The following is a 22,164-nucleotide window of genomic DNA, read 5'->3' as shown; positions in this document are numbered from 1 at the left end:
TTCACTTGATGATATTGTGCTCCGGACCGTACGGGAATCCGGTGATATTCTCGGCCCCGTGCTCGTTGACCACCAGGATGTCGTGCTCGCGGTAGCCACCGGCGCCGGGCTGGCCTTCCGGGATCATGATCATCGGCTCCATGGACACTACCATGTTGGGCTCGAGCACGGTCTCGATATCCTCGCGCAGCTCGAGGCCCGCCTCGCGGCCGTAGTAGTGGCTCAGCGTACCGAAGGAGTGGCCGTAGCCGAAGGTGCGATACTTGAGCAGGCCATGTCGGGCGAAGATCTCGTTGAGCTCGTGGGCGATGTCGCAGCAGCGCACGCCGGGCTTGATCAGCTCCTGACCGCGGCGATGGACCTCGCAGTTGGCCTGCCAGAGCCGCAGGTGCTCGTCGGAGGCATGCTCGCAGAACAGGGTGCGTTCCAGCGCCGTGTAGTAGCCGGAGATCATCGGGAAGGTGTTGAGGCTCAGGATGTCGCCGGGCTGGACGCGGCGGCTGGTGACCGGGTTGTGCGCGCCGTCGGTGTTGATGCCGGACTGGAACCACACCCAGGTGTCCATCAGCTCGCTGTTCGGGTAGGTCCTGGCGATCTCGCGCACCATGGCGGCCTGCCCGGCCAGCGACACCTCATACTCCGGCACCCCGGCGGCGATGGCGTCGCGCACGGCCACGCCCCCCACATCGGCGATACGCGCGCCCTGGCGAATCAGCGCGATCTCCTCGGCGGACTTGATCATGCGCATCTTCATCGTCGGCACGCCGATATCGACCAGCTCGACATCGCCCAGCGCATCCACCAGTTTCTGCTTGTTCTGCAGGGTCAGGTGGTCGAATTCGACACCGACGCGCCGACGACCTTCGCACAGCTGCTTGACGGCCTTGAAGAAGTTGTCCTTCTGCCAGTCGGTGTAGACGATGTTGTCGCCCAGGCGATTGCGGCGATAGGGCTGCCCCCCGTCGATGTTGGCGGTGACGGTGGTGAAGGTGTCCTGGGTCACCACCAGGCCGTAATCACGACCGAACTTGCAATAGACGAAGTCACTGAAGTAGTTGATGTTGTGATAGGAGGTCAGTACCACCGCATCGACGGACTGCTGGGCCATGTAGTCCCGCAGACGGCTCAGGCGGCCCTGCATCTCCTCGTCGGAAAAGGTGGGAACGACCTTGTCACCATTGGGGATGGAAATCAGCGAAGGGAGTTGCATCTTGTTCTCCTTGTGTCTTTCAAGCGACTTTCAGGGTGGGTCGGCTGTCGATCTTCACCAGCAGGTCAGCGGCTTCCGGTGAAGAGGACTTTTCCGAAAACTCGAAGACGCGCATCGTGTAACGCACCTCGAGAATCTTGATCAGGCGACAGACATGATTGAAATCCTCGCTGTCCGTCTCGAACTCGAACCCCAGGAACCGGGTGCCGAAGACATCGACGACATAACAGCGAGTGAGTCTGCCGATCAGGGCCATGTCCTTGCGAAGACCTGCCGGCATCAGGTCCGCTTGCGGGAGGGATTTCGCCCTGAACATGAGTTTCCAGACTTTCATCTCGGCCGCCTCGCCATGCGTGTATTACGACTATCGACAGCCCGGGCGAAGCCGGCAAATGACTAGTCCAAATGCGCCCATTTGCGTTCGCAAATGGGCCGCGGGCGGCCCGTTCGGGGCGATCCGCAAGCGGCTGTAATGACGGTGAAAGCGGCCTGTCCATGGGGGCATGGGAAGGGGGCGCCGACCACGGCTCGATCGGCCACGATTCGACCCGCCGGGGCTCGACGAGGTGCTGCCGGCCAGGGTGCGTGGGGTAGGCGCTCGGGGAGGAGCTCGACGCCCGCGCCAGGGGAATGCGAGTTGCGGCCGGGGCACCCGGTTGCCGACAATGGCTCCCTCGCGGGCTGCGCCAGCCGCCCGCGCCCGCCTCGTCACGACACAGGAAGAAAAGGATCACGCATGCTCGGCGAACTCTTCGCGGTGATGGCCCCCGTCTTCTTCGGCGCCAGCCTGGGCTTCGGCTGGGTGCGGCTGGGCCACGACTACCCGGTCGAGTTCATCACCCGGCTGGTCTTCAACATCGGCACGCCGACGCTGATCCTGGCCTCGCTCAACGGCGCCGACATCGACCCCGGCAGCTTCGGCCGCACCCTGCTCGGCACGCTGCTGGTCATCACCGTGATGGGGCTGGCCAGCCTGGCGATCGCCCGGGTGCTGGGCAAGCCGTGGCGCACCGTGATCCTGCCGACGATGTTTCCCAACACCGGCAACATGGGCCTGCCGGTCACCCTTTATGCCTTCGGCAATGCCGGCTTCGCCTACGCCATCACGGTGATGGTGTCGGTCTCGCTGGTCCAGTTCACCTTCGGCACCCTGCTGTCGAGCCGCAGCGGCCGCCCGCTGCGCTCGCTGGCCCGCACGCCGGTGGTCTACGCCATCCTGATCGCCACGGCAATGCTGCTCACCGGCACCACCCTGCCGGCCTGGCTGGCCAACACCGTGGAGCTGATCTCCGGCTTCAGCGTGCCGCTGATGCTGATCACCCTCGGCGTCTCGCTGGGGCGGATCCGTGTTCGCAACCTGGCCGCCGGCGTCCACTTCAGCCTGCTGCGCATCCCGGCGGCGGCGCTGCTGGCCTATGCCGTCGGCCACCTGCTGGGCCTGCCGCCCCTGGCCCAGAGCGTGCTGGTGCTGCAGATGAGCATGCCGGTGGCGGTGTTCAACTACCTGTTCGCCCAGCGTGCGCGCCGTGAACCCGAGTTCGTCGCCGGCCTGGTGCTATGCTCAACACTGTTGTCGTTTGTCTATCTGCCGGTGCTGCTGGCGGTGATGATGTGACGGCCGGCTCGGCGGCGTGGCATCCAGGCACCACCGGCGCGATGTCGTGGAGTACGCCGCCATGTCGCTTTCCCCTGCCCCGTTCGACGAGACGTCCGCCCCGAGGTTGACTCGCCGTCGTCTGCTGGCCGCCCTGCTCGCCCTCGGCCTGCTTCCCGTGCTCGGACCGCCAGGGTGGGCCGCGATGGCCGCTACCACGACCGTGCCGGATGACGGCTGGCTGCTCGCCCCCGGGGATCGCTGATGCACATCGACCTGGCGAGCTACGCCGCCCGGGGTCCGCTGGCGGATGTCTGCATCATCGGCAGCGGCGCGGCGGGGCTGACCCTGGCCACCCGGCTGGCCCGGCGCGGGCGTCGGGTGCTGCTGTGCGAAGGCGGCGATCAGGTGTTCACCGAGCGCTCCCAGGCGCTCTATCGCGGCGAGAGCGTCGGCGATCCGTACATTCCGCTGGATGCCGCGCGGCTGCGTTTCTTCGGCGGCTCGACCAATCACTGGGGCGGCATGTGCCGGCCGCTGGACGCCTACGACTTCACCGCCAAGCCGGCGGACCCGCGCACCGCCTGGCCGATCGGCCGTGACGACCTGGCCCCGGCCTACCCGGCGGCCGCCGAGATCCTCGAGGTCTCGCCGATTCCGCCGGACACGCGCATCCCGGGACTGGCGCTCAAGCGCGTGCACTTCTCGATCGGCCCCGCCACCCGGCTCAAGGACAAGTACGCCGACGAGGTCGCCCGCTCACCGCACCTGCACTACAGCCGGAACACCAACCTGTTCGGCCTGGAGACCCGCGACGGCCGCATCACCGGTGCTGTGGTCAGGAACTACACGGGCGGCACGTATCGCCTCCGGGCGCGATACGTCGTGCTCGCCTGCGGCGGCATCGAGAACTCGCGGCTGCTGCTGTGGTGCAATCGGCAAAGCGGCGGCCGGGTGATCCGGCAAGCCGCGACGCTGGGTCGCTACTGGATGGATCACCCGCACGCCACCCTGGGCCGGGCCCTCGTCTTCGCCCCGGCGGCCCTGGGGCTCGACGCCAGCCAGAGCGTGTTCCTGGCCCCCACCCCGGCGATGCTCGCCACCCGGGGCGTTCTCAACTGCGGCCTGCGCCTGCACCGCATGAGCCCCGAGGACGGCGAGGCGCTGGCCACCCATCTGGCCCTCATCGCGCCCCGCCTCGGCGAACGGCTGCGCCGGCAGCCACCCGGCTCGCGCTGCGGCGTGGTGCTGCGCGCCGCCTGGGAACAGCAACCGCATCCCGAGAGCCGGGTCGAGCTCGACGACGATGACCGCGACGCCCTGGGCATGCCGCGCTCGCGTCTGGTCTGGCGCAAGACCGCCCTGGACCATCACACGGTGCGCGAGTGCGTGCTGACCCTGAACGACTACCTGCGTCGCCGCGACATCGGCCGTGTCCAGCTCGAGCCGTGGCTGGCCGACGACACCCTGCAGTTCCCCGAGGACGGCGAACTGGCCGGGCGTCACCACATGGGCGGCACGCGCATGGCCGACACTCCCGAGCACGGCATCGTCGACCGCGACTGCCGGGTGTTCGGCCAGGACAACCTCTACATCGGCGGCTCCAGCGTCTTCCCGTCGAGCGGTCACGCCAACCCGACCCTGACCCTGGTGCAGCTGGCGGTACGCCTGGCCGATCACCTCGACGCCCGGCTGGGCTGACCCCGCCGTCAACGAAAACGGGCCACGCGATGGCGTGGCCCGTGGCTCGGGAAACGGACGCTTATCTCAGCTCTCGCTTTCGGTCTCGTCCAGCACGTAGTCGGCCTTCACCGGACGGCGGATCCACAGCGGATCGCTCCAGGCGGTGTCGCCGTCGGCGTCGTCGACCTCCAGCGCCACCCAGCCGTCGGCATCGCCGGGGATGGTGAAGTCCAGGGTTGTCTCGTGACCGTCGAGCTGGCGGGTCTCGAGCACCTTGCCGCCCCGGCCGATCAGCCGCGCCTCGGCCAGGCCGTCGACCGCCTGTACCTTGACCGACCAGTGGCCCTCGGCATCGCCGGCCAGGCGCAGGGTGTCGCCGAACAGCCGCTCGACGGGGAACAGCAGCGGCCCCTGGGTGGCGTAGGCATGGCCGTCCTTCAGCGCCCGCGCGAAGCCGTCGACGCTCAGTTCGCCCGGCACGTGCGCCATCATCCGCATGCGCCCGGTCAGCTGGTTCCAGACGTCATGGGTGTCGGTGCCGGCGGTCAGGTACATTTGCAGCCCCTGGTCCCAGAAGCGGTGGACGCTCTCGAGCGTCCTGGCGTTGTCGACCTCGGCGTTGAGCTCGACCAGGTCGAAGGCCGGCGTGAAGCCGCCGGGCACCTTGTCCTCGGCCAGGTTGCCCAGGTAGCCGTAGCCGTTGTAGGGATGGTTGGTGGGTACCACCTCGGCGCCCATGCGCCGTGCATCGGCGATGATCGTCTGGACATCGGCGGTGCCGGGATCGACCTGCAACTGGCTGTCGAGAGCGATCGGGAAGGGATTCATGTGCCCCCACGACGGCGAGATCTCGATCGACGGAATGAACGGCACTCCACGCTGCTTCGACAGCGTCGCCATGGTGTCGAGGTTGGCGGTCGAGTCGTGGTCGCTGACGAAGGTCAGGTCGAGGTCGGTGGCCAGCTGCGCGCGCACCACCATCTCGGGCGGCGTCACGCCCTCGAGCATGTTGGCGTGATGGTGCAGGTCGGCGCCGTACCAGTGGCGCTGGTTGGGCTCGGCCAGGCGCTCGATCCCGACGTTCCGCTCGAGCGTCTGGCCGGCGTCGAGGCTCACGGCCAGAGTCTGCGAGCGAGCGGTGAAGCCCGCACCGGCGTTGACTGCCAGCCGATAGTCGCCGGGGGCCAGCGACAGCTCGGCATGGCCGACCGGGTCGAGCCGGGTGAAGAAGGTCTGCTTGCCGAGGAACTCCACCGGCGGTTGATGGCCTTGCTCGATCGTGATGCGCGCATCGCGCGGCGTGCCGCTGCCCGTTTCCGCCACGTCGAGCGACAGCGTGCCCGGCCCGGCCAGGTCATCGAAGGTCAGCGAGCGCTGCGCCCCCTTGGCCAGCGAGACCTCGACCCTGTCGCTGTTGGCATAGCCTTCGCCCGTCGCGTAGAGCGCGTAGTCGCCGACCGGCAGGTCGATGGCGAAATGCCCCTTGTCGTCGGCAAGCGTCCAGGCATAGGGGCTGCCGGCCTTCTCGACCATCACCAGGCCGCTGGCCGGCACCCCGCCGTCGCGCCCCTCGAGGGTGCCCGCGACATGGCCGCTGGCGAGCCCCTTGCGGGCGATCTCGTTGGCCACCACCGGTGCCAGGTCGCCCTCGGGCACCACCTGCAGCCAGCCCTCGAAGGTCCGCGACTCGCCCGGCGCCAGGCTGTGCTCGAGGTAGAGATCGCGCCCGCCGTAGTTGATGCGGTCGAAATAGGGCGCGTGCAGGGCGATCGCCCAGTCGCGGTCATAGCCCACGAAGCGGTCGGTCAGGGCGTCGTCGGCCGGGGTCTCCTTGGCACCGCCGAGGCCCGGCACGCCGAAGCGGTAGCCGGTATCCGGCCACAGGGTGAAGCCCGAACGCAGCTTTTTCAGGGGCGTGTCACCGCGGTTGTCGAGGGTCGTCTCGAGATGCACCCGGTCGCTGCCCGCTTCCAGGGTGTAGGTGGTGGTGACCATCGCCTCGCCGAAGTTGCGGGCGATCTCGATCACCGCCCGCTCGGGAGAGCGCTCGACGACCCTGATCGTCTTGCCGTCGTTGGGCCACGCCGACCAGTTGTTGGGGATGAAGTCGGCGAAGGCGATGCGATCGAGGTCGATCTTGCCGCCCTTGACCGCCGCCAGGTCGACCAGGGTGCCGCGCGGCACGCCCCAGGGCGGCTGGGAGGCCACGGCGATCGAGAAGGCCAGATGATCGTTGGCCACGGTGATGTCCTCGGCGGCAGTCGCCTCGCCGTCGGGAATCGGCGTGGCGCCGCGGGTCACGCTGACCTGCGCCTGGGCACTCGCGGCAAGCAGGCCCAGGGCCAGCCCGACCCACACCGGGCGGGAAAGCATCGAAAAGCGTCCGTTCATGGCAGGACTCCCTTGCATATTGGTTTTTTATGGAAATCGTCGCCATTTATCATGCTGTATTTTGATCGAACGTTCAAATTACCCCGCGACGACGAGTCTCCCGCCCCACGTGCGCTTCCCGCGCCAAACGGGTAGCCTCGAGTAACGGCCCCGGAACACCCCGGGGCGGTACGCCAAGCCGTCACGACAAGGACAAGGAAGCGCCGCGATGGACCCGATGCTCTGGTTGACCTATGTGGGCGTGATCACCGCGCTGATCGCCTTTCCCGGGCCGGTGGCCCTGCTCTGCACCAGTCAGGGGCTGCGTCACGGCCGACGCCGGGCCCTGTTCACCATTGCCGGCGGCATCGTCGCGGCGCTGGTGATGATGTCGCTCTCGGCGATGGGACTGGGAGCGGTGCTGGCCACCTCGGAAACCGCCTTCACGCTGCTCAAGTACCTGGGCGCGGCCTACCTGGTCTACCTGGGCGTGCAGGCCTGGCGCGCGCCGCCGGAGCCTCCGGTCGTGGCGACGCAGGAGACACGGGACGCCATGCCGGTCAGCGTCTGGCGGCTGTTCCGGCGCGGCTTCACGGTGGGCATCAGCAACCCCAAGGACCTGCTGTTCTTTGCCGCGCTGTTCCCGGGCTTCATCGACCTCGGTGCCCCCCAGGCGCCGCAGTTCGCGCTCCTCGCGCTGACCTGGCTGGTCATCGACGGCGGCCTGATGACGCTCTACTCCTCCCTCGGCGAGCGCCTGGGCCGCTGGCTGGGCACCCGCCGCCGGGTACGCCGCTTCAACCGCCTCACCGGCGGGCTGTTCGTGGTGGCCGGCGGTTCGCTGGCCGGCGCCAACTGAGTACTGCGTAGCCTGCGCCCATGAAAAAACCCCCGGCCGGATGGCACGGGGGTTTCTGGCTGCCCGGAAGCCGGGCCGGCGTCCGCTTACTTGCGGCTGAGCGCGGCACCGAAGCGCTTGTTGAAGCGCTCGACGCGGCCACCGGTGGTCGCCTGCTTCTGCTTGCCGGTGTAGAACGGGTGGCAGTTGGAGCAGACGTCCAGGGAGAAGTCCTCGCCGGCGGTGGAGCCGAAGGTGTGGGTGGCACCGCAGGAGCAGGTCGCGGTAACCGTCTTGTATTCCGGGTGGATACCTTGTTTCATCGTGAGCCTCGTTAAACGGTGTGCCGCCACCCGATCCGGGAAACCGGCCCCGATCTGCTTTACTCGGCGAAGCGTCGTTGGAATCCCTCTCAGAATGCTCATTTACTTCATGTAAACTGCGCGTCTTCGAGGTATTCCGCCTAGCCGCGCCATCGTCAGCAACGATCGTGGCTCGGTTTCCAGCCCGTCGGGCACCGCACACGGGTTGAGATAACCGGTTATCGTTCTCGCCACCCCGGGCCGCGTCGGCGACGGGGCGCAAGAAGGCGACGCATCATAGCAGAGACATCAGTGGAGGCCAATTGTCCAGCCCTTCTCCCGGCAGCGGCGTCGCCGTGCTCGGCGTGGCCGTGCCCACGCCGCTGCGCCGCCTGTTCGACTATCGCCCCGGTGCGGCGGCCCCCGAGGGCGGCTGGCAGCCGGGGCTGCGCGTGCGGGTGCCGCTGGGACGCCGCGAGGTGGTGGGTGTAGTCGTGGAATGCCGCGCCCACAGCGAACTGCCGCTCGACACCCTCAAGCCGGTCTCCGCCTGCCTGGACACCCAGCCGCTGCCGGCGGACTGGCTGTGGCTGTGCCGCTTCACCGCCCGCTACTACCAGCACGCGCTGGGCGACACCCTGCATCAGGCCATGCCGGTGCTGCTGCGCCAGGGGCGGCCGCTGGAGGCGCGTACCCGCGAGCGCTGGCAGCTGACCGCCGCCGGCCGCGACACGAGCGCCGCGCAGCTCGGCCGGGCCCGTCGCCAGGCCGAGCTGCTCGAGCTGCTGCGCCAGCATCCGCGCGGCGTGGTGCATTCGGTGATCAGCGCCCAGGGGTTCGCCCGAGCCCAGCTGCAGGGGCTGGCCGACAAGGGACTGGCCAGCGCCACCGAGGAGCCGTTGACCGCCGTGCCGGCCCCGCGCCAGGGCGGCCTGCTCGCCGAACCGGCGCTGACGCTGAACCGCGAACAGGCCGCGGCGCTGGCGGCGCTCCACGAGGGGCTCGAGCGCTATCACCCCTGCCTGCTGCAGGGTGTCACCGGCAGCGGCAAGACCGAAGTGTATCTTCAGCTGATCGAGGCGGTGGTGGCCCACGACCGCCAGGCACTGGTGCTGGTGCCCGAGATCGGCCTGACCCCGCAGACCCTGGCCCGCTTCCGGCGGCGCTTTCGCGTGCCGGTGGTGGCGCTGCACTCGCAGCTCACCGATGCCGAGCGCCTGGACGCCTGGGAGGCCGCCCGCGCCGGGCGCGCGCCGATCGTCATCGGCACCCGCTCGGCGATCTTCACCCCGCTGGCCCGCCCCGGGGCGATCATCGTCGACGAGGAGCACGACGGCTCGTTCAAGCAGCAGGACGGCCTGCGCTATCACGCCCGCGACCTGGCGATCATCCGCGCCCACCGCGAGGGCATTCCGGTAGTGCTGGGCAGCGCCACGCCGTCGCTCGAGAGCCTGGTCCAGGCCCGTGCCGGCCATTATCGCCACCTGCAGCTGACCCGCCGCGCCAGCCACCACGCCCCGGCCCGGCTGGAACTCGTCGACCTGCGCGGCCGTCGCCGCCAGGGCGGGCTGGTCCCGCCGGTGATCGACGCCATTCGCCAGGCGCTCGCCGCCGGCAACCAGGTGCTGGTGTTCATCAACCGTCGCGGCTTCGCGCCCACCCTGGCCTGCCACGCCTGCGGCTGGCTGGCCGAATGCGACCACTGCGACGCCCGCCTGACCCTGCACCGCCAGCCGTCGCAGCTGACCTGCCACCACTGCGAGCGCCAGCGCCCGCTGCCGGACGCCTGCCCCGACTGCGGCAGCGCCGACCTGCGCCCGCTGGGCACCGGCACCGAACGCAGCGAGGAAACCCTGGCGGCACTGTTCCCCGACGTCGCCGTGCATCGCATCGACCGCGACAGCACCCGGCGCAAGGACGCCCTCGAGCAGACCCTGGCGGAGATCCGTCGCGGCGAGCCGGCCCTGCTGGTGGGCACCCAGATGATCGCCAAGGGCCATCACCTGCCCCACGTCACTCTGGTCGTGGTGGTCAATGCCGACGCCGGGCTCTATGCCAGCGACTTCCGCGCCCTGGAACACAGCGCCCAGCTGCTGGTGCAGGTCGCCGGGCGTGCCGGACGCGCCGAGCACCCCGGCCGGGTGCTGGTCCAGACCCTGCACCCGGAAGACCCGCACCTGCGCCTGCTCGCCGAGCGCGGCTACGAGGCCCTGGCCGAGCAGCTGCTGGAGGAACGCCGCGCGGCCGGCCTGCCGCCCTACCGCCACCTGGCCCTGCTGCGCCTGGAGAGCCCCCGCGAGGCCGACGCCACGCAGCTCGCCGGCGAGGCCGCCGAGGCGCTGCGCGACTGGCTGGCCTCGCATGCCCTGGCGGTGGACTGCCTGGGCCCGGTCCCGGCCCCCATGGAGCGCCGCCAGAACCGCTACCATGTGCAGACGATGCTGCGCAGCGAACGTCGCGGCCCCCTGCACGATGCCTGCGCCTGGCTGGTCCGCTGGCTCGAGGCGCAGCCCGGGGCCCGCCGGGTGCGCTGGTCGCTGGACGTGGACCCGCAGACACTGAGCTGAGTGCCACGAGCCACGAGCATCAGACTAGCCGAAGCCCGAAGCCCGAAGCCCGAAGCCCGAAGCCCGAAGCCCGAAGCCCGAAGCCCGAAGCCCGAAGCCAATGTTGTGGGTTTAAAGCCGGGCCGCAATTGCCGATAATGAGCGCCCATGCTCCAGGGACTCCCTGACCGAGCGACGCTTTCCACGCCGGTGCCGCGCGTCACGTCCATGCTGTCGACCGCGCCGCTGACCCGGGCCACAGGACACTGCACGCAAGCCACATGAAAGAGACCATCATCGCGCTGCTCGACGAGGCGCTGGCCGCGCTCAAGCAGCAGGGCCTCGTGCCCGCCGACACCGCTCCCCGCTACAAGGTCGATCCCACCAAGGACAAGGCCCACGGCGACTACGCCAGCAATCTGGCGATGACCCTCGCCAAGCCGGCGGGCAAGCCGCCCCGCGAGATCGCCCAGGCGCTCGTCGACGCCCTGCCGGACAGCCCGGCGGTGCGCCACGTGGAAATCGCTGGCCCCGGCTTCCTCAACTTCTTCGCCGCCACCGACGCCGTGGCTCAGGTGGTGAAGGCGGTACTCGAGACCGGCGACACCTTCGGTCGCAGCCTGACCGGCGCCGGCGAGAAGGTGCAGGTCGAGTTCGTCTCCGCCAACCCCACCGGTCCCCTGCACGTGGGCCACGGTCGCGGCGCGGCGATCGGCGACTGCCTGTGCCGCCTGCTCGAGGCCACCGGCTACGACGTGACCCGCGAGTTCTACTACAACGACGCCGGCGCCCAGATCCAGAACCTGGCGCTCTCGGTCCAGGCCCGCGCCCGGGGGCTCACCCCCGATGACCCGAGCTGGCCCGAGGACGGTTATCGCGGCGGCTACATCGTCGACGTGGCCGAAAGCTACCTGGCCGGCGAGACTGTCGACGCCGACGACCAGCACGTCACCGCCGCCGCCGACCCGGATGACCTCGACGCCATCCGCCGCTTCGCGGTGGCCTATCTGCGTCGCGAACAGGACCTGGACCTCAAGGCCTTCGGCGTCGAGTTCGACGTCTACTTCCTCGAGTCCTCGCTGTACCGCGACGGCAAGGTCGCGGCCACCGCCGAGCGCCTTACCGACAAGGGCCACACCTACGAGCGGGACGGCGCCACCTGGCTGCGCACCACCGAGTTCGGTGACGACAAGGACCGGGTGATGCGCAAGACCGACGGCGACTACACCTACTTCCTGCCCGACGTGGCCTATCACCTGGACAAGTGGCAGCGCGGCTTTACCACCGTGATCAACGAGCAGGGCGCCGACCACCACTCCACGGTGACCCGCGTGCGGGCCGGGCTGCAGGCGCTGGAAGCCGGCATCCCCCAGGGCTGGCCCGACTACGTGCTGCACCAGATGGTGCTGGTCACCCGCTCCGGGGAAGAGGTCAAGCTCTCCAAGCGGGCCGGCAGCTACGTCACCCTGCGCGACTTGATCGACGAGGTCGGCCGCGACGCCACTCGCTACTTTCTCGCCGCGCGGCGTGCCGATTCGCAGCTGACCTTCGACATCGACCTGGCCCGCTCGCAGTCCAACGATAACCCGGTCTACTACGTGCAGTACGCCCACGCGCGCCTGTGCAGCGTGATGCGCAAGGCAGAGGCCGACGGTCGCCCCTTCGACCACGCCGAGGCCATGGACAGCCTGGCGCGGCTCGAGAGCGATCAGGAAAAGGCGCTGATGAACCGGCTGGCACGCTACCCGGAAGTAGTCGAGCATGCCGCCGCCAACCGCGAACCGCAGCAGATCGCCCAGTACCTGCAGGATCTCGCCGCCGATTTCCACACCTGCTACAACGCCGTCAAGGTCATGGTCAACGATGCACCGCTGCGCAACGCGCGCCTGGCGCTGGGGCTGGCGACGCGCCAGGTACTGCGCAACGGCCTCGACCTGCTGGGCGTGAGTGCACCCGAGGAGATGTAAGCCATGGCTCGCAGCGCCGCCGCCGGCAGCAATCGCCGCCGCAACGCCACGCCCCGCAAGGGCGCGACGACACGCAGCAAGAAGCCGGCGTCCTCGGCACCGTCACGAGGGCTGCGTGTGCCCGGCTGGCTGTGCGGCCTGATCGGCCTGGTCGCCGGTTTCGCGCTCGCGCAGTACTTTCAGCAGAGCGCTCCACCGGTGGCGGCGCTGATGCCCAAGCCGGCGACCCAGCAGGCCAGTGGCACGACAGCCGCACCGGCCGGGAGCAAGGCCGCCGACAAGAGCGCGGCCGAGGCCGGCAGCAACGAACCGGCCATGCCGACCTTCGAGTTCTACACCCTGCTGCCGGAATCCGAGGTCGTGGCGCCCAAGGTCGAGGCCTACCAGTCCACGCCTCGCCCCGGAACCTCGACGACGACGAAGAAGGGCGACAAGGCCGCCAAGGCGGCCAGCTACATGCTCCAGGCCGCCTCCTTCCGCGACATGCCCGACGCCAAGCGGCTCGCCGGGCGCCTCAGCGACCTGGGCCTCAAGGCCAAGATCTCCGACGTCAAGGCCAACGGCAACCAGACCTGGCATCGCGTGCAGGTCGGCCCCTATGACGACACCCGCGAGCTCAGCCGCGCCAAGGACCTGATGGTCACCCAGGGCATCGAGCCGCTGATGATCCGCCTGCAGCAGTGACCCGGCCAGGCGCCGTCCGCCCGTCTCGGCGGGCGGCCGCCGGATGCTCCCCGACGGCGCGGCCCGGTGGCCGATTCCTCGCGACTGAAGTCGCTCCCACGGCCAGGCTCGGGATGACCAGCCTGCCGAAGAGATCGCGGCTGGCCAGCCGTGCCTGGCCGGCCGCACCTAACCAGCCGTGCTTGACCAGCCGTGCTTGATTTCAGTCCCTGCCGCCCACATCTCCCCTGTCACCCCTTTGATCGAGCATCGGCCCCGACCCGATGCGCCATTCGTCATCGGGCGACCCGCCGGCGTCGGCGTCGCCCAGCAACGGAGTTTTCCGCGCTATGACCACCATCGTTTCCGTGCGCCGCAATGACCAGGTCGCCCTGGCCGGCGACGGCCAGGTGTCCCTGGGCAACACGGTTCTCAAGGGCAATGCCAGCAAGGTGCGCCGCCTCTACCGCGGCCAGGTGCTGGCGGGCTTCGCCGGCGGCACCGCCGACGCCTTCACGCTGTTCGAGCGCTTCGAGGCCCAGCTCGAGAAGTACCAGGGCCATCTCACCAAGGCCGCCGTCGAGCTGGCCAAGGAGTGGCGCACCGACCGGGCGCTGCGCCGTCTCGAGGCGATGCTGGTGGTGGCCGACAGGACCGCCTCGCTGATCATCACCGGCAACGGCGACGTGGTGGAACCGGAGTACGGCGTGATCGCCATCGGCTCCGGCGGCAACTACGCCCTGGCCGCCGCCCGCGCGATGCTCGACAACACCGAGCTCTCGGCGAAGGAGATCACCGCCAAGTCACTGGATATCGCCGCCGACATCTGCGTCTTCACCAACCACAACGTCGTCCTCGAGGAGCTCGCCTGACCATGTCCCAGATGACCCCCCGCGAGATCGTTCACGCGCTCGACCAGTTCATCATCGGCCAGCACGACGCCAAGCGGGCGGTGGCGATCGCCCTACGCAACCGCTGGCGGCGCATGCAGCTCGACGACGAGCTGCGTCCCGAGGTCACGCCCAAGAACATCCTGATGATCGGCCCCACCGGGGTGGGCAAGACCGAGATCGCCCGCCGTCTGGCCAAGCTGGCCCGGGCGCCGTTCATCAAGGTCGAGGCGACCAAGTTCACCGAGGTCGGCTACGTCGGCCGCGATGTCGAGTCGATCATCCGCGACCTGGTCGAGATGGCGATCAAGATGGTCCGCGAACAGGCCAAGGAAGAGGTCGGCCACCGCGCCGAGGACGCCGCCGAGGACCGCATCCTCGACGCCCTGCTGCCGCGCCCGCGGGGCAGCGAGTACGACCACGGTCGCGACGACTCCGCCGCCCGCCAGGCCTTCCGCAAGAAGCTGCGCGAGGGCCAGCTCGACGACAAGGAGATCGACATCGAGGTCACGCCCCAGGGCGCCGGCGTCGACATCATGACCCCGCCGGGCATGGAGGAGATGACCAGCCAGCTGCAGAACCTCTTCTCGAGCATGAACAAGCAGAAGACCGAGACCAAGCGGGTCAAGGTCAAGGATGCCTGGCAGCTGCTGCGCGACGAGGAGGCCGCCAAGCTGGTCAACGAGGAGGACATCAAGCGTCGCGCCGTCGAGGCGGTGGAGCAGAACGGCATCGTCTTCCTCGACGAGATCGACAAGGTCGCCAAGGGCAGTGGCCAGTCCAGCGGTGGCGAGGTCTCCCGCGAGGGCGTGCAGCGCGACCTGCTGCCGCTGATCGAGGGCTCGACGGTCTCCACCAAGCACGGCATGGTGCGTACCGACCACATCCTGTTCGTCGCCTCGGGCGCCTTCCACCTGTCCAAGCCCTCGGACCTGATTCCCGAGCTGCAGGGTCGCCTGCCGATCCGGGTCGAACTCTCGGCGCTCTCCCCCGAGGACTTCAAGCGCATCCTCACCGAGCCCTCCGCCTCGCTGACCAAGCAGTACCAGGCGCTGATGGCCACCGAGGGGCTGGAGATCCGGTTCGCCGAGGACGGCATCGCGCGCATCGCCGAGATCGCCTGGCAGGTCAACGAGGGCACCGAGAACATCGGCGCGCGCCGCCTGCACACGGTGATGGAGCGTCTGCTCGAGGAAGCCTCCTACCAGGGCGGCGACCTGCAGGGGCCGCTGGTCATCGACGCCACCTACGTCGACTCGCAGCTCGGCGAGCTGGCCAAGGACGAGGATCTGTCCCGTTACATTCTCTAAGCCACGGGCCACGGGCTTCGGGCCTCGAGAAGCTCGAAGCTCGAAGCTCGAAGCTCGAAGCTCGAAGCTCGAAGACAGCGTCAAGCTTGCCAGGATCTGGGACAATGGCCCTGGCAAGCTTACCGCTTATGACTCACCGGAGGTGCTTATGACCGCCCCGATCCCCACCCGTGTGCACTACCACCGTCAGACGCGCGAACTCGAGCTCGGCTACGCCGACGGCACCACCTACCGCCTGTCCGCCGAGTACCTGCGCGTCTACTCGCCCTCGGCCGAGGTGCGCGGCCACGGCCCCGACACCGCCACGCTGCAGACCGGCATGAAGCACGTGGGCCTGACGAACATCACCCAGGCCGGGCGCTACGCCCTCAAGCTGCACTTCGACGACGGCCACGACACCGGCCTCTACAGCTGGGACTATCTCCACGACCTGGCCGTCCGTCAGGAGGCCAACTGGGCCGACTACCTGAAGCGGCTCGAGGCCGCCGGCGCCTCCCGCGAGCCGCTGGGCATCCCCGTCCGGCAGCTGTGAGGCGGCGACAAGGCGACGCAGACAAGCCACGCCCGGCGACGCTACAATGGCGCCCACTTCGCAACGACAGCGGCCCGCACGGCCGTCCCCCGCCGGGCCCGGTGACTCCTGCCGCGCCCGGCGGGCGGTTCGCCGCCACAGACAAGGGAAGCCCATGACCAAGCGCACGACCCACTTCGGCTATCAGGAAGTGCCCGTGGAGGAAAAAGCCGCCCGGGTGGCCGATGTCTTCCACTCCGTGGCCAGCCGCTACGACCTGATGAACGACCTGATGTCGCTGGGCATCCACCGGCTGTGGAAGCGCCTGACCCTGGAGCGTGCCGGGGTGCGCCGCGGCCAGTCGGTCCTCGACATCGCCGGCGGCACCGGCGACCTGACCCTCAAGTTTTCCCGGCTGGTGGGGCCGAGCGGTCGCGTGGTGCTCGCCGACATCAACGCCTCGATGCTCAACGTGGGCCGCGACAAGCTGCTCGATCACGGCGTCGGCGGCAACGTCGAATACGTGCAGGCCAACGCCGAGTGCCTGCCGTTCGCCGACAATACCTTCGACTGCATCACCATCGCCTTCGGGCTGCGCAACGTCACCGACAAGGACGCCGCCCTGGCCTCCATGGCCCGGGTACTCAAGCCCGGCGGCCGGCTGCTGGTGCTGGAATTCTCCAAGCCCCCCCATCAGCTGCTGTCGAAGGTCTACGACGAGTATTCCTTCCGCCTGCTGCCGAAGATGGGCGAGCTCGTCGCCAACGACGCCGACAGCTACCGCTACCTGGCCGAATCCATCCGCATGCATCCCGATCAGGAAACCCTCAAGGGGATGATGGAACGCGCCGGGCTCGAGCGTGTCGAGTACACCAACCTGACCGGCGGCATCGTCGCCCTGCATCGCGGCATCAAGCTCTGAGGTTCCGATGGCACTGACCCCCGTCCTGCTGCTGGCCTGCGCGGAAAAGACCTTCAATTCCCTGCTGGCCCGCGACCCCGCCGCGCCCGGCCGCCTGCGCCGGCTTGCCGGCAAGCGCCTGCTGCTGCGCCTGGAGCGCCCGAGCCTGGCCCTGCTGGTGACCTTCCACACCCAGGGCCTCGGCCTGCTTCACGCCCCCCAGGCCGAGGAGACCGATGCCGACGCGGTCGTCGAGGCCGACTGCGAGGCGCTGGGCTCGCTGCTCGCCGGCGAGTCCCTGGAACAGCTGATGTTCAGCGGCCGGCTGTCGCTGCGCGGCCAGACCCACCTGCTCGAGGCGACCCGCGAGCTGCTGATGGATCTCGACCTCGACTGGGAGGCGGCGCTGGCCGAGTGGTTCGGCGACGTGCCCGCCCACAGCCTCGCCGAGGGCCTGCGACGCTTCGCCCGCTTCGGCCTGCGCAGCCAGCACGAGCTGCGCGCCGACCTCAGCGAGTATGTCTTCGAGGAGGCCCGGCTGCTGCCCGGCCAGGCCCAGCGCGAGGTGCTGCGCGATCATCTCACCGAGCTGGAAGTCGCCACCGACCGGCTCGAGGCCCGCCTGGCGCGCCTGCAGCGCAAGCTGGATGCCCGACGCCGGGAGCCGATGACGTGAACCTGCGAGCGCTGCGGATTCTCTGGGTCGTCGCCCGCTACCGCCTGGACACCCTGATTCCGCTCGACCGCCTGCCGCCGCTGTTGCGGCTGGCGGTCCGGCTGTCGCCGCTGCGCCTGCTGCCCACCGGCTCCCACTCGCGGGCGCGACGGCTGCGGCTGGCGCTGGAATCGCTGGGCCCGATCTTCGTCAAGTTCGGCCAGATGCTCTCGACCCGGCGCGACCTGCTGCCGCCGGATATCGCCGACGAGCTCAGGCGCCTGCAGGACCAGGTGCCGCCCTTTCCGGGCGAACAGGCCCGCGCGGTGATCGAGGAAGAACTCGAGTGCAGCGTGCAAACCGCCTTTGCGCACTTCGATACCGACCCCATGGCCTCCGCCTCGGTGGCCCAGGTCCATGCCGCTCGGCTGCACAGCGGCGAGGACGTGGTGGTCAAGGTGATCCGCCCGGGCATCGACCGCGTGATGCGCCAGGACATCGCCCTGATGTACACCCTGGCGCGGCTGCTGCGGCGCGTGCCCGAGGCGCGCCGGCTGCGTCCGGTGGAGGTGGTCTCCGACTACGAGGCGACGCTGTTCGACGAGCTCGACCTGCACAAGGAAGCCGCCAACACCTCGCAGCTCAAGCGCAACTTCAAGAACTCGCCGCTGCTCTACGTGCCGTCGATCCACTGGCCGCTGACCCGTCGGCGGATGCTGGTTCAGGAACGCATCCACGGCATCCCGGTGGCCGACCTGGAGGCGCTTCAGGCCCAGGGCACCGACCTGAAGCGGCTCGCCGAACGTGGCGTGGAGATCTTCTTCACCCAGGTGTTCCGCGACAACTTCTTCCATGCCGACATGCACCCGGGCAACATCTTCGTCGCCCGCGGCAAGCCCCGCGACCCGCAGTACATCGCCATCGACTGCGGCATCGTCGGCAGCCTGACCCGCGAGGACCAGGACTATCTGGCGCGCAACCTGCTGGCCTTCTTCCATCAGGACTACTATGAAGTCGCCGTGCTGCACATCGAGTCCGGCTGGGTCGGCGAGGGCACCCGCGCCAACGAGTTCGCCGCGGCGATCCGCGCGGTGTGCGAGCCGATCCTCGAGCGGCCGCTCAAGGACATCTCTTTCGGCCAGGTGCTGCTGGGGCTGTTCCAGACCGCCCGGCGCTTCAACATGGAGGTCCAGCCGCAGCTGGTGCTGCTGCAGAAGACCCTGCTCAACATCGAGGGGCTGGGCCGCCAGCTCTACCCCGATCTCGACCTGTGGCAGACCGCCAAGCCCTATCTCGAGCGCTGGATGAAGGAACGCGCCGGCCCGCGCGGGCTGTGGGCCTCGCTGCAGAAGCAGGCCCCCGAGCTGAGCCGCCAGCTGCCGGAGCTGCCGGTACTGGCCCACCAGGCGCTGGCCCGGGTGGAAAGCGAGCAGCGCCAGCGGCGCCAGCAGGTCGACTCGCTGACCCGCATCCACGACGACATGGCCCAGGAGACACGCCGCTCGCGGCGGCTGCGCGTCGGGGCGCTGGTGCTGGCCCTGGCGCTGGCCTGGCAGCCCCTGCAGGCCTGGGCCCTGGAGCAGCCCTGGCCGGTGCTGACCGCCGCGGCGCTCGGCGCCATACTCTTGGCCTGGCGCTAGGCGACTGATTCATCAGACCCTTTCGACCACTGACTCAGGATTGTCATCGATGAGCGATATTCTCCAACAGCTCGATGCGGTACTCGCGCAACGCCGGCAGGCCGCCCCCGACTCCTCCTATGTGGCATCCCTGCATCACAAGGGGCTCAACAAGATTCTCGAGAAGGTCGGCGAGGAGGCCACCGAGACCATCATCGCCGCCAAGGACGCCGCGGATGGCGTTGACACGCAGCGTCAGGCAGTAGTCGCCGAAACCGCCGACCTGTGGTTTCATAGTCTGGTGATGCTGTCGCACCTGGGCATCGAGTCGCAGGCGGTGCTCGATGAACTGGCACGCCGCTTCGGCATCTCCGGGCTGGACGAGAAGGCCGCCCGCAGCAACGAATAAATCCGGGCGAGACCCGAGGGGAGAAAGTTCATGTTAGGTGGAATCAGTATCTGGCAACTGCTGATCGTTCTCGGCATCATCATCCTGATCTTCGGCACCAAGAAGCTGCGCAACATCGGCGGCGACCTCGGCGGGGCCGTCAAGGGCTTCAAGAAGGCCATGCACGAGGAGGACGGCGCCGACAAGGACAAGCCCGACGACAGCCAGCGTCAGGTGCGTCATGACGACGACGGCAACACCTATGACGTCAAGGCCGAGCAGCACGGCGACGCCCGGCGCGACAGCCACAAGGAAGAGCAGAAGTAAGCGCCCATGTTCGACATCGGCTTTCTCGAACTGCTGCTGATCGGCGTGGTCGGCCTGCTGGTGCTGGGCCCGGAGCGCTTGCCCCGGGCGGCCCGCACGGTGGGCCTGTGGGTGGGTCGCATCAAGCGCAGCGTGTCCGGCATGCAGCGCGAGATCAGCGCCCAGCTCGAGGCCGAGGAGCTGCGCCAGAAGCTCGCCGAGCAGGACCGCAAGCTCAACGCGGGGCTCGACAAGGCGCGGCGCGATGTCGAGCGCAGCGTCGAGGGCGAGCCGTCGCGTCGTGAGGCCGCCTCGCCGTCACCCGCTGACACCGCCGACCCGGCCGCCCACGAGCCGGTCGAGGCGTCGACCGCCCCCGAGTCGGCGCCGCCCGCTTCCGCCGACAAGGATTCCACGCCGCGATGAGCGAAACCTCTTCCCCGCGTGACGACGACAAGCGCCAGGACGACACGCCCCAGGCCCCGCTGATCGAGCACCTGATCGAGCTGCGCTCGCGGCTGATGCGGTCGGTGATCGCCATCGGCGTGATCTTCCTGGCGCTGTACGCCTTTTCCAACGACATCTACACCTTCGTCGCCGACCCGCTGATGGCGCTGCTGCCCGAAGGGTCGCAGATGATCGCCACCGAGGTGGCCTCGCCCTTCCTGGCGCCCTTCAAGCTGACCCTGGTGGTGGCGGTGTTCGTCGCCATCCCCTTCGTCCTGCACCAGATCTGGGCCTTCGTGGCGCCCGGCCTCTACGAGAACGAGAAGGTGCTGGCGGTGCCGCTGCTGGTCTCCAGCGTGGCGCTGTTCTACGGCGGCGCGGCCTTCGCCTACTACGTGGTCTTCCCGCTGCTGTTCGACTTCTTCGTCCACACCGGGCCGCAGAACGTGGCGGTGATGACCGACATCAACCAGTATCTCAACTTCGTGCTGAAGCTGTTCTTCGCCTTCGGCGTGGCGTTCGAGATTCCCATCGCCACCTTCCTGCTGATCTGGACCGGCGCCACCAGCGTCGAGAGCCTGTCGAAGAAGCGCCCCTACGTGGTGCTGGGCTGCTTCGTGATCGGCATGCTGATGACCCCGCCGGACGTGATCTCGCAGAGCCTGCTGGCCGTGCCCATGTGGCTGCTCTACGAGATCGGCATCCTGTTCGGCCGCCTGGTGCGTCGCCGCCGCGCGACCGATGGCGACGACACCCCCGACGACGCGGCCTGAGTCGCGCCCGGCCCTCGGCCGGGTGCGACAGGCGGTGGCATCCCCGGCGTTCACGGCCTTGTTATACTCGGGGGATGCCCGCCATCGTCACGTTCCTGTCATCGCTTTCGGGCAGGCTGCTTCCCTTGGCGGACGCGATCCCATCACCACTGGAGAATTCCGTTGAGTCAGCTAACGTCACGCCAGTACCCGACCACCCGCATGCGTCGCATGCGCAAGGACGCCTTCTCGCGGCGCCTGATGCGCGAGTCGACCCTGACCCCGGACGACCTGATCCTGCCGGTGTTCGTGCTCGAGGGCGAGGGCCGGCGCGAGGCCGTGCCCTCGATGCCCGGCGTCGAGCGCCTGTCGCTGGACCTGCTGATCGAGGAGGCCCGCGAGGTCGCGGCGCTGGGCGTTCCGGCCCTGGCGCTGTTCCCCGTGGTCGACCCGGCGCTGAAGAGCGAGTTCGCCGAGGAGGCCTTCAACGCCGGCGGCCTGGTCCAGCGCAGCGTGCGCGCCCTCAAGGACGCCTGCCCCGAGCTGGGCCTGATCACCGACGTGGCGCTCGACCCCTACACCAGCCACGGCCAGGACGGCATCCTCGACGCGCACGGCTACGTGCTCAACGACCGCACCGTCGAGACCCTGCTCAAGCAGGCGCTCTCCCACGCCGAGGCCGGCGCCGACGTGGTCGCGCCCTCGGACATGATGGACGGGCGGATCGGCGCGATCCGTGACGTGCTCGAGCGCGAGGCACTGCACAACACCCGCATCATGGCCTATGCCGCCAAGTACGCCTCGCGCTACTACGGCCCTTTCCGCGACGCCGTGGGCTCGGCGGGCAACCTCGGCAAGGCCGACAAGACCACCTACCAGATGGACCCGGCCAACAGCGACGAGGCCCTGCACGAGGCCGCCCTGGACATCGCCGAAGGGGCGGACATGGTGATGGTCAAGCCGGGCATGCCCTATCTGGACGTGGTGCAGCGCGTCAAGCAGGAACTGCGGGTGCCGACCTTCGCCTATCAGGTCAGCGGCGAGTACGCCATGCACATGGCGGCGTTCGAGAACGGCTGGCTGGACGCCGATACTGTCATCCTGGAGTCGCTGATGTGCTTCAAGCGCGCCGGGGCCGACGGCATCCTCACCTACTTCGCCAAGCGCGCCGCCCAGCTGCTCAATCAGTAACCGGGGAGGGCTGCCGGCCCT

General features: G+C 68.9%; 21 protein-coding genes. 17 read left to right on the top strand and 4 right to left on the bottom strand.

Translation table 11 applies throughout. The features are described 5' to 3' along the window. Position 1: 1 nt before the first annotated feature. Both G7A98_RS12690 and G7A98_RS12685 read right to left on the bottom strand, forming a co-directional pair. The gene (locus G7A98_RS12690; RefSeq protein WP_163650047.1) at positions 2-1,210 is read right to left on the bottom strand and encodes a M24 family metallopeptidase; all 1,209 of its coding nucleotides are present in this window, start codon (positions 1,208-1,210) and stop codon (positions 2-4) included. A 19-nt stretch (positions 1,211-1,229) separates the two neighbouring features. Then, entirely contained in the window at positions 1,230-1,544 is a 315-nt protein-coding gene (locus G7A98_RS12685; RefSeq protein ID WP_163650046.1) for a hypothetical protein, read from the bottom strand. A gap of 402 nt (positions 1,545-1,946) precedes the next feature. Between G7A98_RS12685 and G7A98_RS12680 the strand changes: the two genes are divergently transcribed. Continuing rightward, the gene (locus tag G7A98_RS12680) at positions 1,947-2,825 is read left to right on the top strand and encodes an AEC family transporter (RefSeq protein WP_163650045.1); all 879 of its coding nucleotides are present in this window, start codon (positions 1,947-1,949) and stop codon (positions 2,823-2,825) included. Between the two features lie 243 nt (positions 2,826-3,068). Continuing rightward, on the top strand, positions 3,069-4,505 hold the full coding sequence (locus tag G7A98_RS12675; RefSeq protein ID WP_163650044.1) for a GMC family oxidoreductase: 1,437 nt from the start codon (positions 3,069-3,071) through the stop codon (positions 4,503-4,505). Between the two features lie 66 nt (positions 4,506-4,571). On the opposite strand, the gene G7A98_RS12670 is transcribed toward G7A98_RS12675, so the two are convergent. Further along, positions 4,572-6,878 carry a CehA/McbA family metallohydrolase gene (locus G7A98_RS12670; protein WP_224415684.1) on the bottom strand — a complete coding sequence of 769 codons (2,307 nt, stop codon included), beginning with the start codon at positions 6,876-6,878 and terminating at the stop codon, positions 4,572-4,574. A 208-nt stretch (positions 6,879-7,086) separates the two neighbouring features. Here G7A98_RS12670 and G7A98_RS12665 point away from each other — a divergent pair, with 208 nt between their 5' ends. Further along, positions 7,087-7,716: a LysE family translocator gene (locus tag G7A98_RS12665; RefSeq protein ID WP_163650043.1), complete on the top strand. Its 630-nt coding sequence runs from the start codon at positions 7,087-7,089 to the stop codon at positions 7,714-7,716. A gap of 86 nt (positions 7,717-7,802) precedes the next feature. On the opposite strand, the gene rpmE is transcribed toward G7A98_RS12665, so the two are convergent. Then, a complete protein-coding gene (gene rpmE, locus G7A98_RS12660; protein ID WP_163650042.1) occupies positions 7,803-8,018 on the bottom strand; it encodes a 50S ribosomal protein L31 in 216 nt (71 codons plus the stop codon). A 302-nt stretch (positions 8,019-8,320) separates the two neighbouring features. Here rpmE and G7A98_RS12655 point away from each other — a divergent pair, with 302 nt between their 5' ends. The 14 genes from G7A98_RS12655 (at position 8,321) to hemB (ending at position 22,143) form a co-directional block, all read left to right on the top strand. Further along, complete coding sequence (locus tag G7A98_RS12655; protein ID WP_205596267.1) at positions 8,321-10,564, top strand: primosomal protein N'; 2,244 nt, start codon at positions 8,321-8,323, stop codon at positions 10,562-10,564. 260 nt (positions 10,565-10,824) lie between these two features. Continuing rightward, entirely contained in the window at positions 10,825-12,510 is a 1,686-nt protein-coding gene (gene argS, locus G7A98_RS12650) for an arginine--tRNA ligase (protein WP_163650041.1), read from the top strand. A 3-nt stretch (positions 12,511-12,513) separates the two neighbouring features. Next, positions 12,514-13,194, top strand: coding sequence for an SPOR domain-containing protein (locus G7A98_RS12645; protein WP_163650040.1), 681 nt, complete (start codon positions 12,514-12,516; stop codon positions 13,192-13,194). A gap of 329 nt (positions 13,195-13,523) precedes the next feature. Continuing rightward, entirely contained in the window at positions 13,524-14,045 is a 522-nt protein-coding gene (gene hslV, locus G7A98_RS12640) for an ATP-dependent protease subunit HslV (RefSeq protein ID WP_163650039.1), read from the top strand. A gap of 2 nt (positions 14,046-14,047) precedes the next feature. Beyond that, complete coding sequence (gene hslU, locus G7A98_RS12635) at positions 14,048-15,373, top strand: ATP-dependent protease ATPase subunit HslU (protein WP_163650038.1); 1,326 nt, start codon at positions 14,048-14,050, stop codon at positions 15,371-15,373. 148 nt (positions 15,374-15,521) lie between these two features. Then, positions 15,522-15,905, top strand: a complete 384-nt coding sequence (locus tag G7A98_RS12630; protein WP_163650037.1) for a DUF971 domain-containing protein — start codon at positions 15,522-15,524, stop codon at positions 15,903-15,905. A gap of 154 nt (positions 15,906-16,059) precedes the next feature. Next, positions 16,060-16,806 carry a bifunctional demethylmenaquinone methyltransferase/2-methoxy-6-polyprenyl-1,4-benzoquinol methylase UbiE gene (gene ubiE / locus G7A98_RS12625; protein WP_163650036.1) on the top strand — a complete coding sequence of 249 codons (747 nt, stop codon included), beginning with the start codon at positions 16,060-16,062 and terminating at the stop codon, positions 16,804-16,806. Positions 16,807-16,813: 7 nt separating this feature from the next. Continuing rightward, positions 16,814-17,461: an SCP2 sterol-binding domain-containing protein gene (locus G7A98_RS12620; protein ID WP_163650035.1), complete on the top strand. Its 648-nt coding sequence runs from the start codon at positions 16,814-16,816 to the stop codon at positions 17,459-17,461. Next, on the top strand, positions 17,458-19,080 hold the full coding sequence (ubiB, locus tag G7A98_RS12615; RefSeq protein ID WP_163650034.1) for a ubiquinone biosynthesis regulatory protein kinase UbiB: 1,623 nt from the start codon (positions 17,458-17,460) through the stop codon (positions 19,078-19,080). The genes G7A98_RS12620 and ubiB overlap by 4 nt, the downstream gene beginning before the upstream one ends. 49 nt (positions 19,081-19,129) lie before the next feature. Then, positions 19,130-19,468 carry a phosphoribosyl-ATP diphosphatase gene (locus G7A98_RS12610; protein ID WP_163650033.1) on the top strand — a complete coding sequence of 113 codons (339 nt, stop codon included), beginning with the start codon at positions 19,130-19,132 and terminating at the stop codon, positions 19,466-19,468. 30 nt (positions 19,469-19,498) lie between these two features. After that, positions 19,499-19,774 (top strand): Sec-independent protein translocase subunit TatA, encoded by a 276-nt coding sequence (gene tatA, locus G7A98_RS12605; RefSeq protein WP_163650032.1) that lies wholly within the window; start codon positions 19,499-19,501, stop codon positions 19,772-19,774. A gap of 6 nt (positions 19,775-19,780) precedes the next feature. Beyond that, positions 19,781-20,179, top strand: coding sequence for a Sec-independent protein translocase protein TatB (tatB, locus tag G7A98_RS12600; RefSeq protein WP_163650031.1), 399 nt, complete (start codon positions 19,781-19,783; stop codon positions 20,177-20,179). Beyond that, positions 20,176-20,973 (top strand): twin-arginine translocase subunit TatC, encoded by a 798-nt coding sequence (gene tatC / locus G7A98_RS12595; RefSeq protein ID WP_163650030.1) that lies wholly within the window; start codon positions 20,176-20,178, stop codon positions 20,971-20,973. The genes tatB and tatC overlap by 4 nt, the downstream gene beginning before the upstream one ends. A gap of 162 nt (positions 20,974-21,135) precedes the next feature. Next, a complete protein-coding gene (hemB, locus tag G7A98_RS12590) occupies positions 21,136-22,143 on the top strand; it encodes a porphobilinogen synthase (protein ID WP_163650029.1) in 1,008 nt (335 codons plus the stop codon). The last annotated feature ends 21 nt before the right edge of the window (positions 22,144-22,164 follow it).

It is taken from the genome of Modicisalibacter sp. 'Wilcox' (assembly GCF_010993675.1).
Taxonomy (GTDB): domain Bacteria; phylum Pseudomonadota; class Gammaproteobacteria; order Pseudomonadales; family Halomonadaceae; genus Modicisalibacter; species Modicisalibacter tunisiensis.
The sequence above is the reverse complement of the archived record's forward strand: the minus strand, read 5'-3'. Positions and strand labels throughout refer to the sequence as shown.

Bases quoted from the DNA above. Each gene is read 5' to 3' on its own strand.
- G7A98_RS12690 (WP_163650047.1), bottom strand. From the start codon at position 1,210: ATGCAACTCCCTTCGCTGATTTCCATCCCCAATGGTGACAAGGTCGTT.
- G7A98_RS12685 (WP_163650046.1), bottom strand. From the start codon at position 1,544: ATGAAAGTCTGGAAACTCATGTTCAGGGCGAAATCCCTCCCGCAAGCG.
- G7A98_RS12680 (WP_163650045.1), top strand. From the start codon at position 1,947: ATGCTCGGCGAACTCTTCGCGGTGATGGCCCCCGTCTTCTTCGGCGCC.
- G7A98_RS12675 (WP_163650044.1), top strand. From the start codon at position 3,069: ATGCACATCGACCTGGCGAGCTACGCCGCCCGGGGTCCGCTGGCGGAT.
- G7A98_RS12670 (WP_224415684.1), bottom strand. From the start codon at position 6,878: ATGAACGGACGCTTTTCGATGCTTTCCCGCCCGGTGTGGGTCGGGCTG.
- G7A98_RS12665 (WP_163650043.1), top strand. From the start codon at position 7,087: ATGGACCCGATGCTCTGGTTGACCTATGTGGGCGTGATCACCGCGCTG.
- rpmE (WP_163650042.1), bottom strand. From the start codon at position 8,018: ATGAAACAAGGTATCCACCCGGAATACAAGACGGTTACCGCGACCTGC.
- argS (WP_163650041.1), top strand. From the start codon at position 10,825: ATGAAAGAGACCATCATCGCGCTGCTCGACGAGGCGCTGGCCGCGCTC.
- G7A98_RS12645 (WP_163650040.1), top strand. From the start codon at position 12,514: ATGGCTCGCAGCGCCGCCGCCGGCAGCAATCGCCGCCGCAACGCCACG.
- hslV (WP_163650039.1), top strand. From the start codon at position 13,524: ATGACCACCATCGTTTCCGTGCGCCGCAATGACCAGGTCGCCCTGGCC.
- hslU (WP_163650038.1), top strand. From the start codon at position 14,048: ATGTCCCAGATGACCCCCCGCGAGATCGTTCACGCGCTCGACCAGTTC.
- G7A98_RS12630 (WP_163650037.1), top strand. From the start codon at position 15,522: ATGACCGCCCCGATCCCCACCCGTGTGCACTACCACCGTCAGACGCGC.
- ubiE (WP_163650036.1), top strand. From the start codon at position 16,060: ATGACCAAGCGCACGACCCACTTCGGCTATCAGGAAGTGCCCGTGGAG.
- G7A98_RS12620 (WP_163650035.1), top strand. From the start codon at position 16,814: ATGGCACTGACCCCCGTCCTGCTGCTGGCCTGCGCGGAAAAGACCTTC.
- G7A98_RS12610 (WP_163650033.1), top strand. From the start codon at position 19,130: ATGAGCGATATTCTCCAACAGCTCGATGCGGTACTCGCGCAACGCCGG.
- tatA (WP_163650032.1), top strand. From the start codon at position 19,499: ATGTTAGGTGGAATCAGTATCTGGCAACTGCTGATCGTTCTCGGCATC.
- tatB (WP_163650031.1), top strand. From the start codon at position 19,781: ATGTTCGACATCGGCTTTCTCGAACTGCTGCTGATCGGCGTGGTCGGC.
- tatC (WP_163650030.1), top strand. From the start codon at position 20,176: ATGAGCGAAACCTCTTCCCCGCGTGACGACGACAAGCGCCAGGACGAC.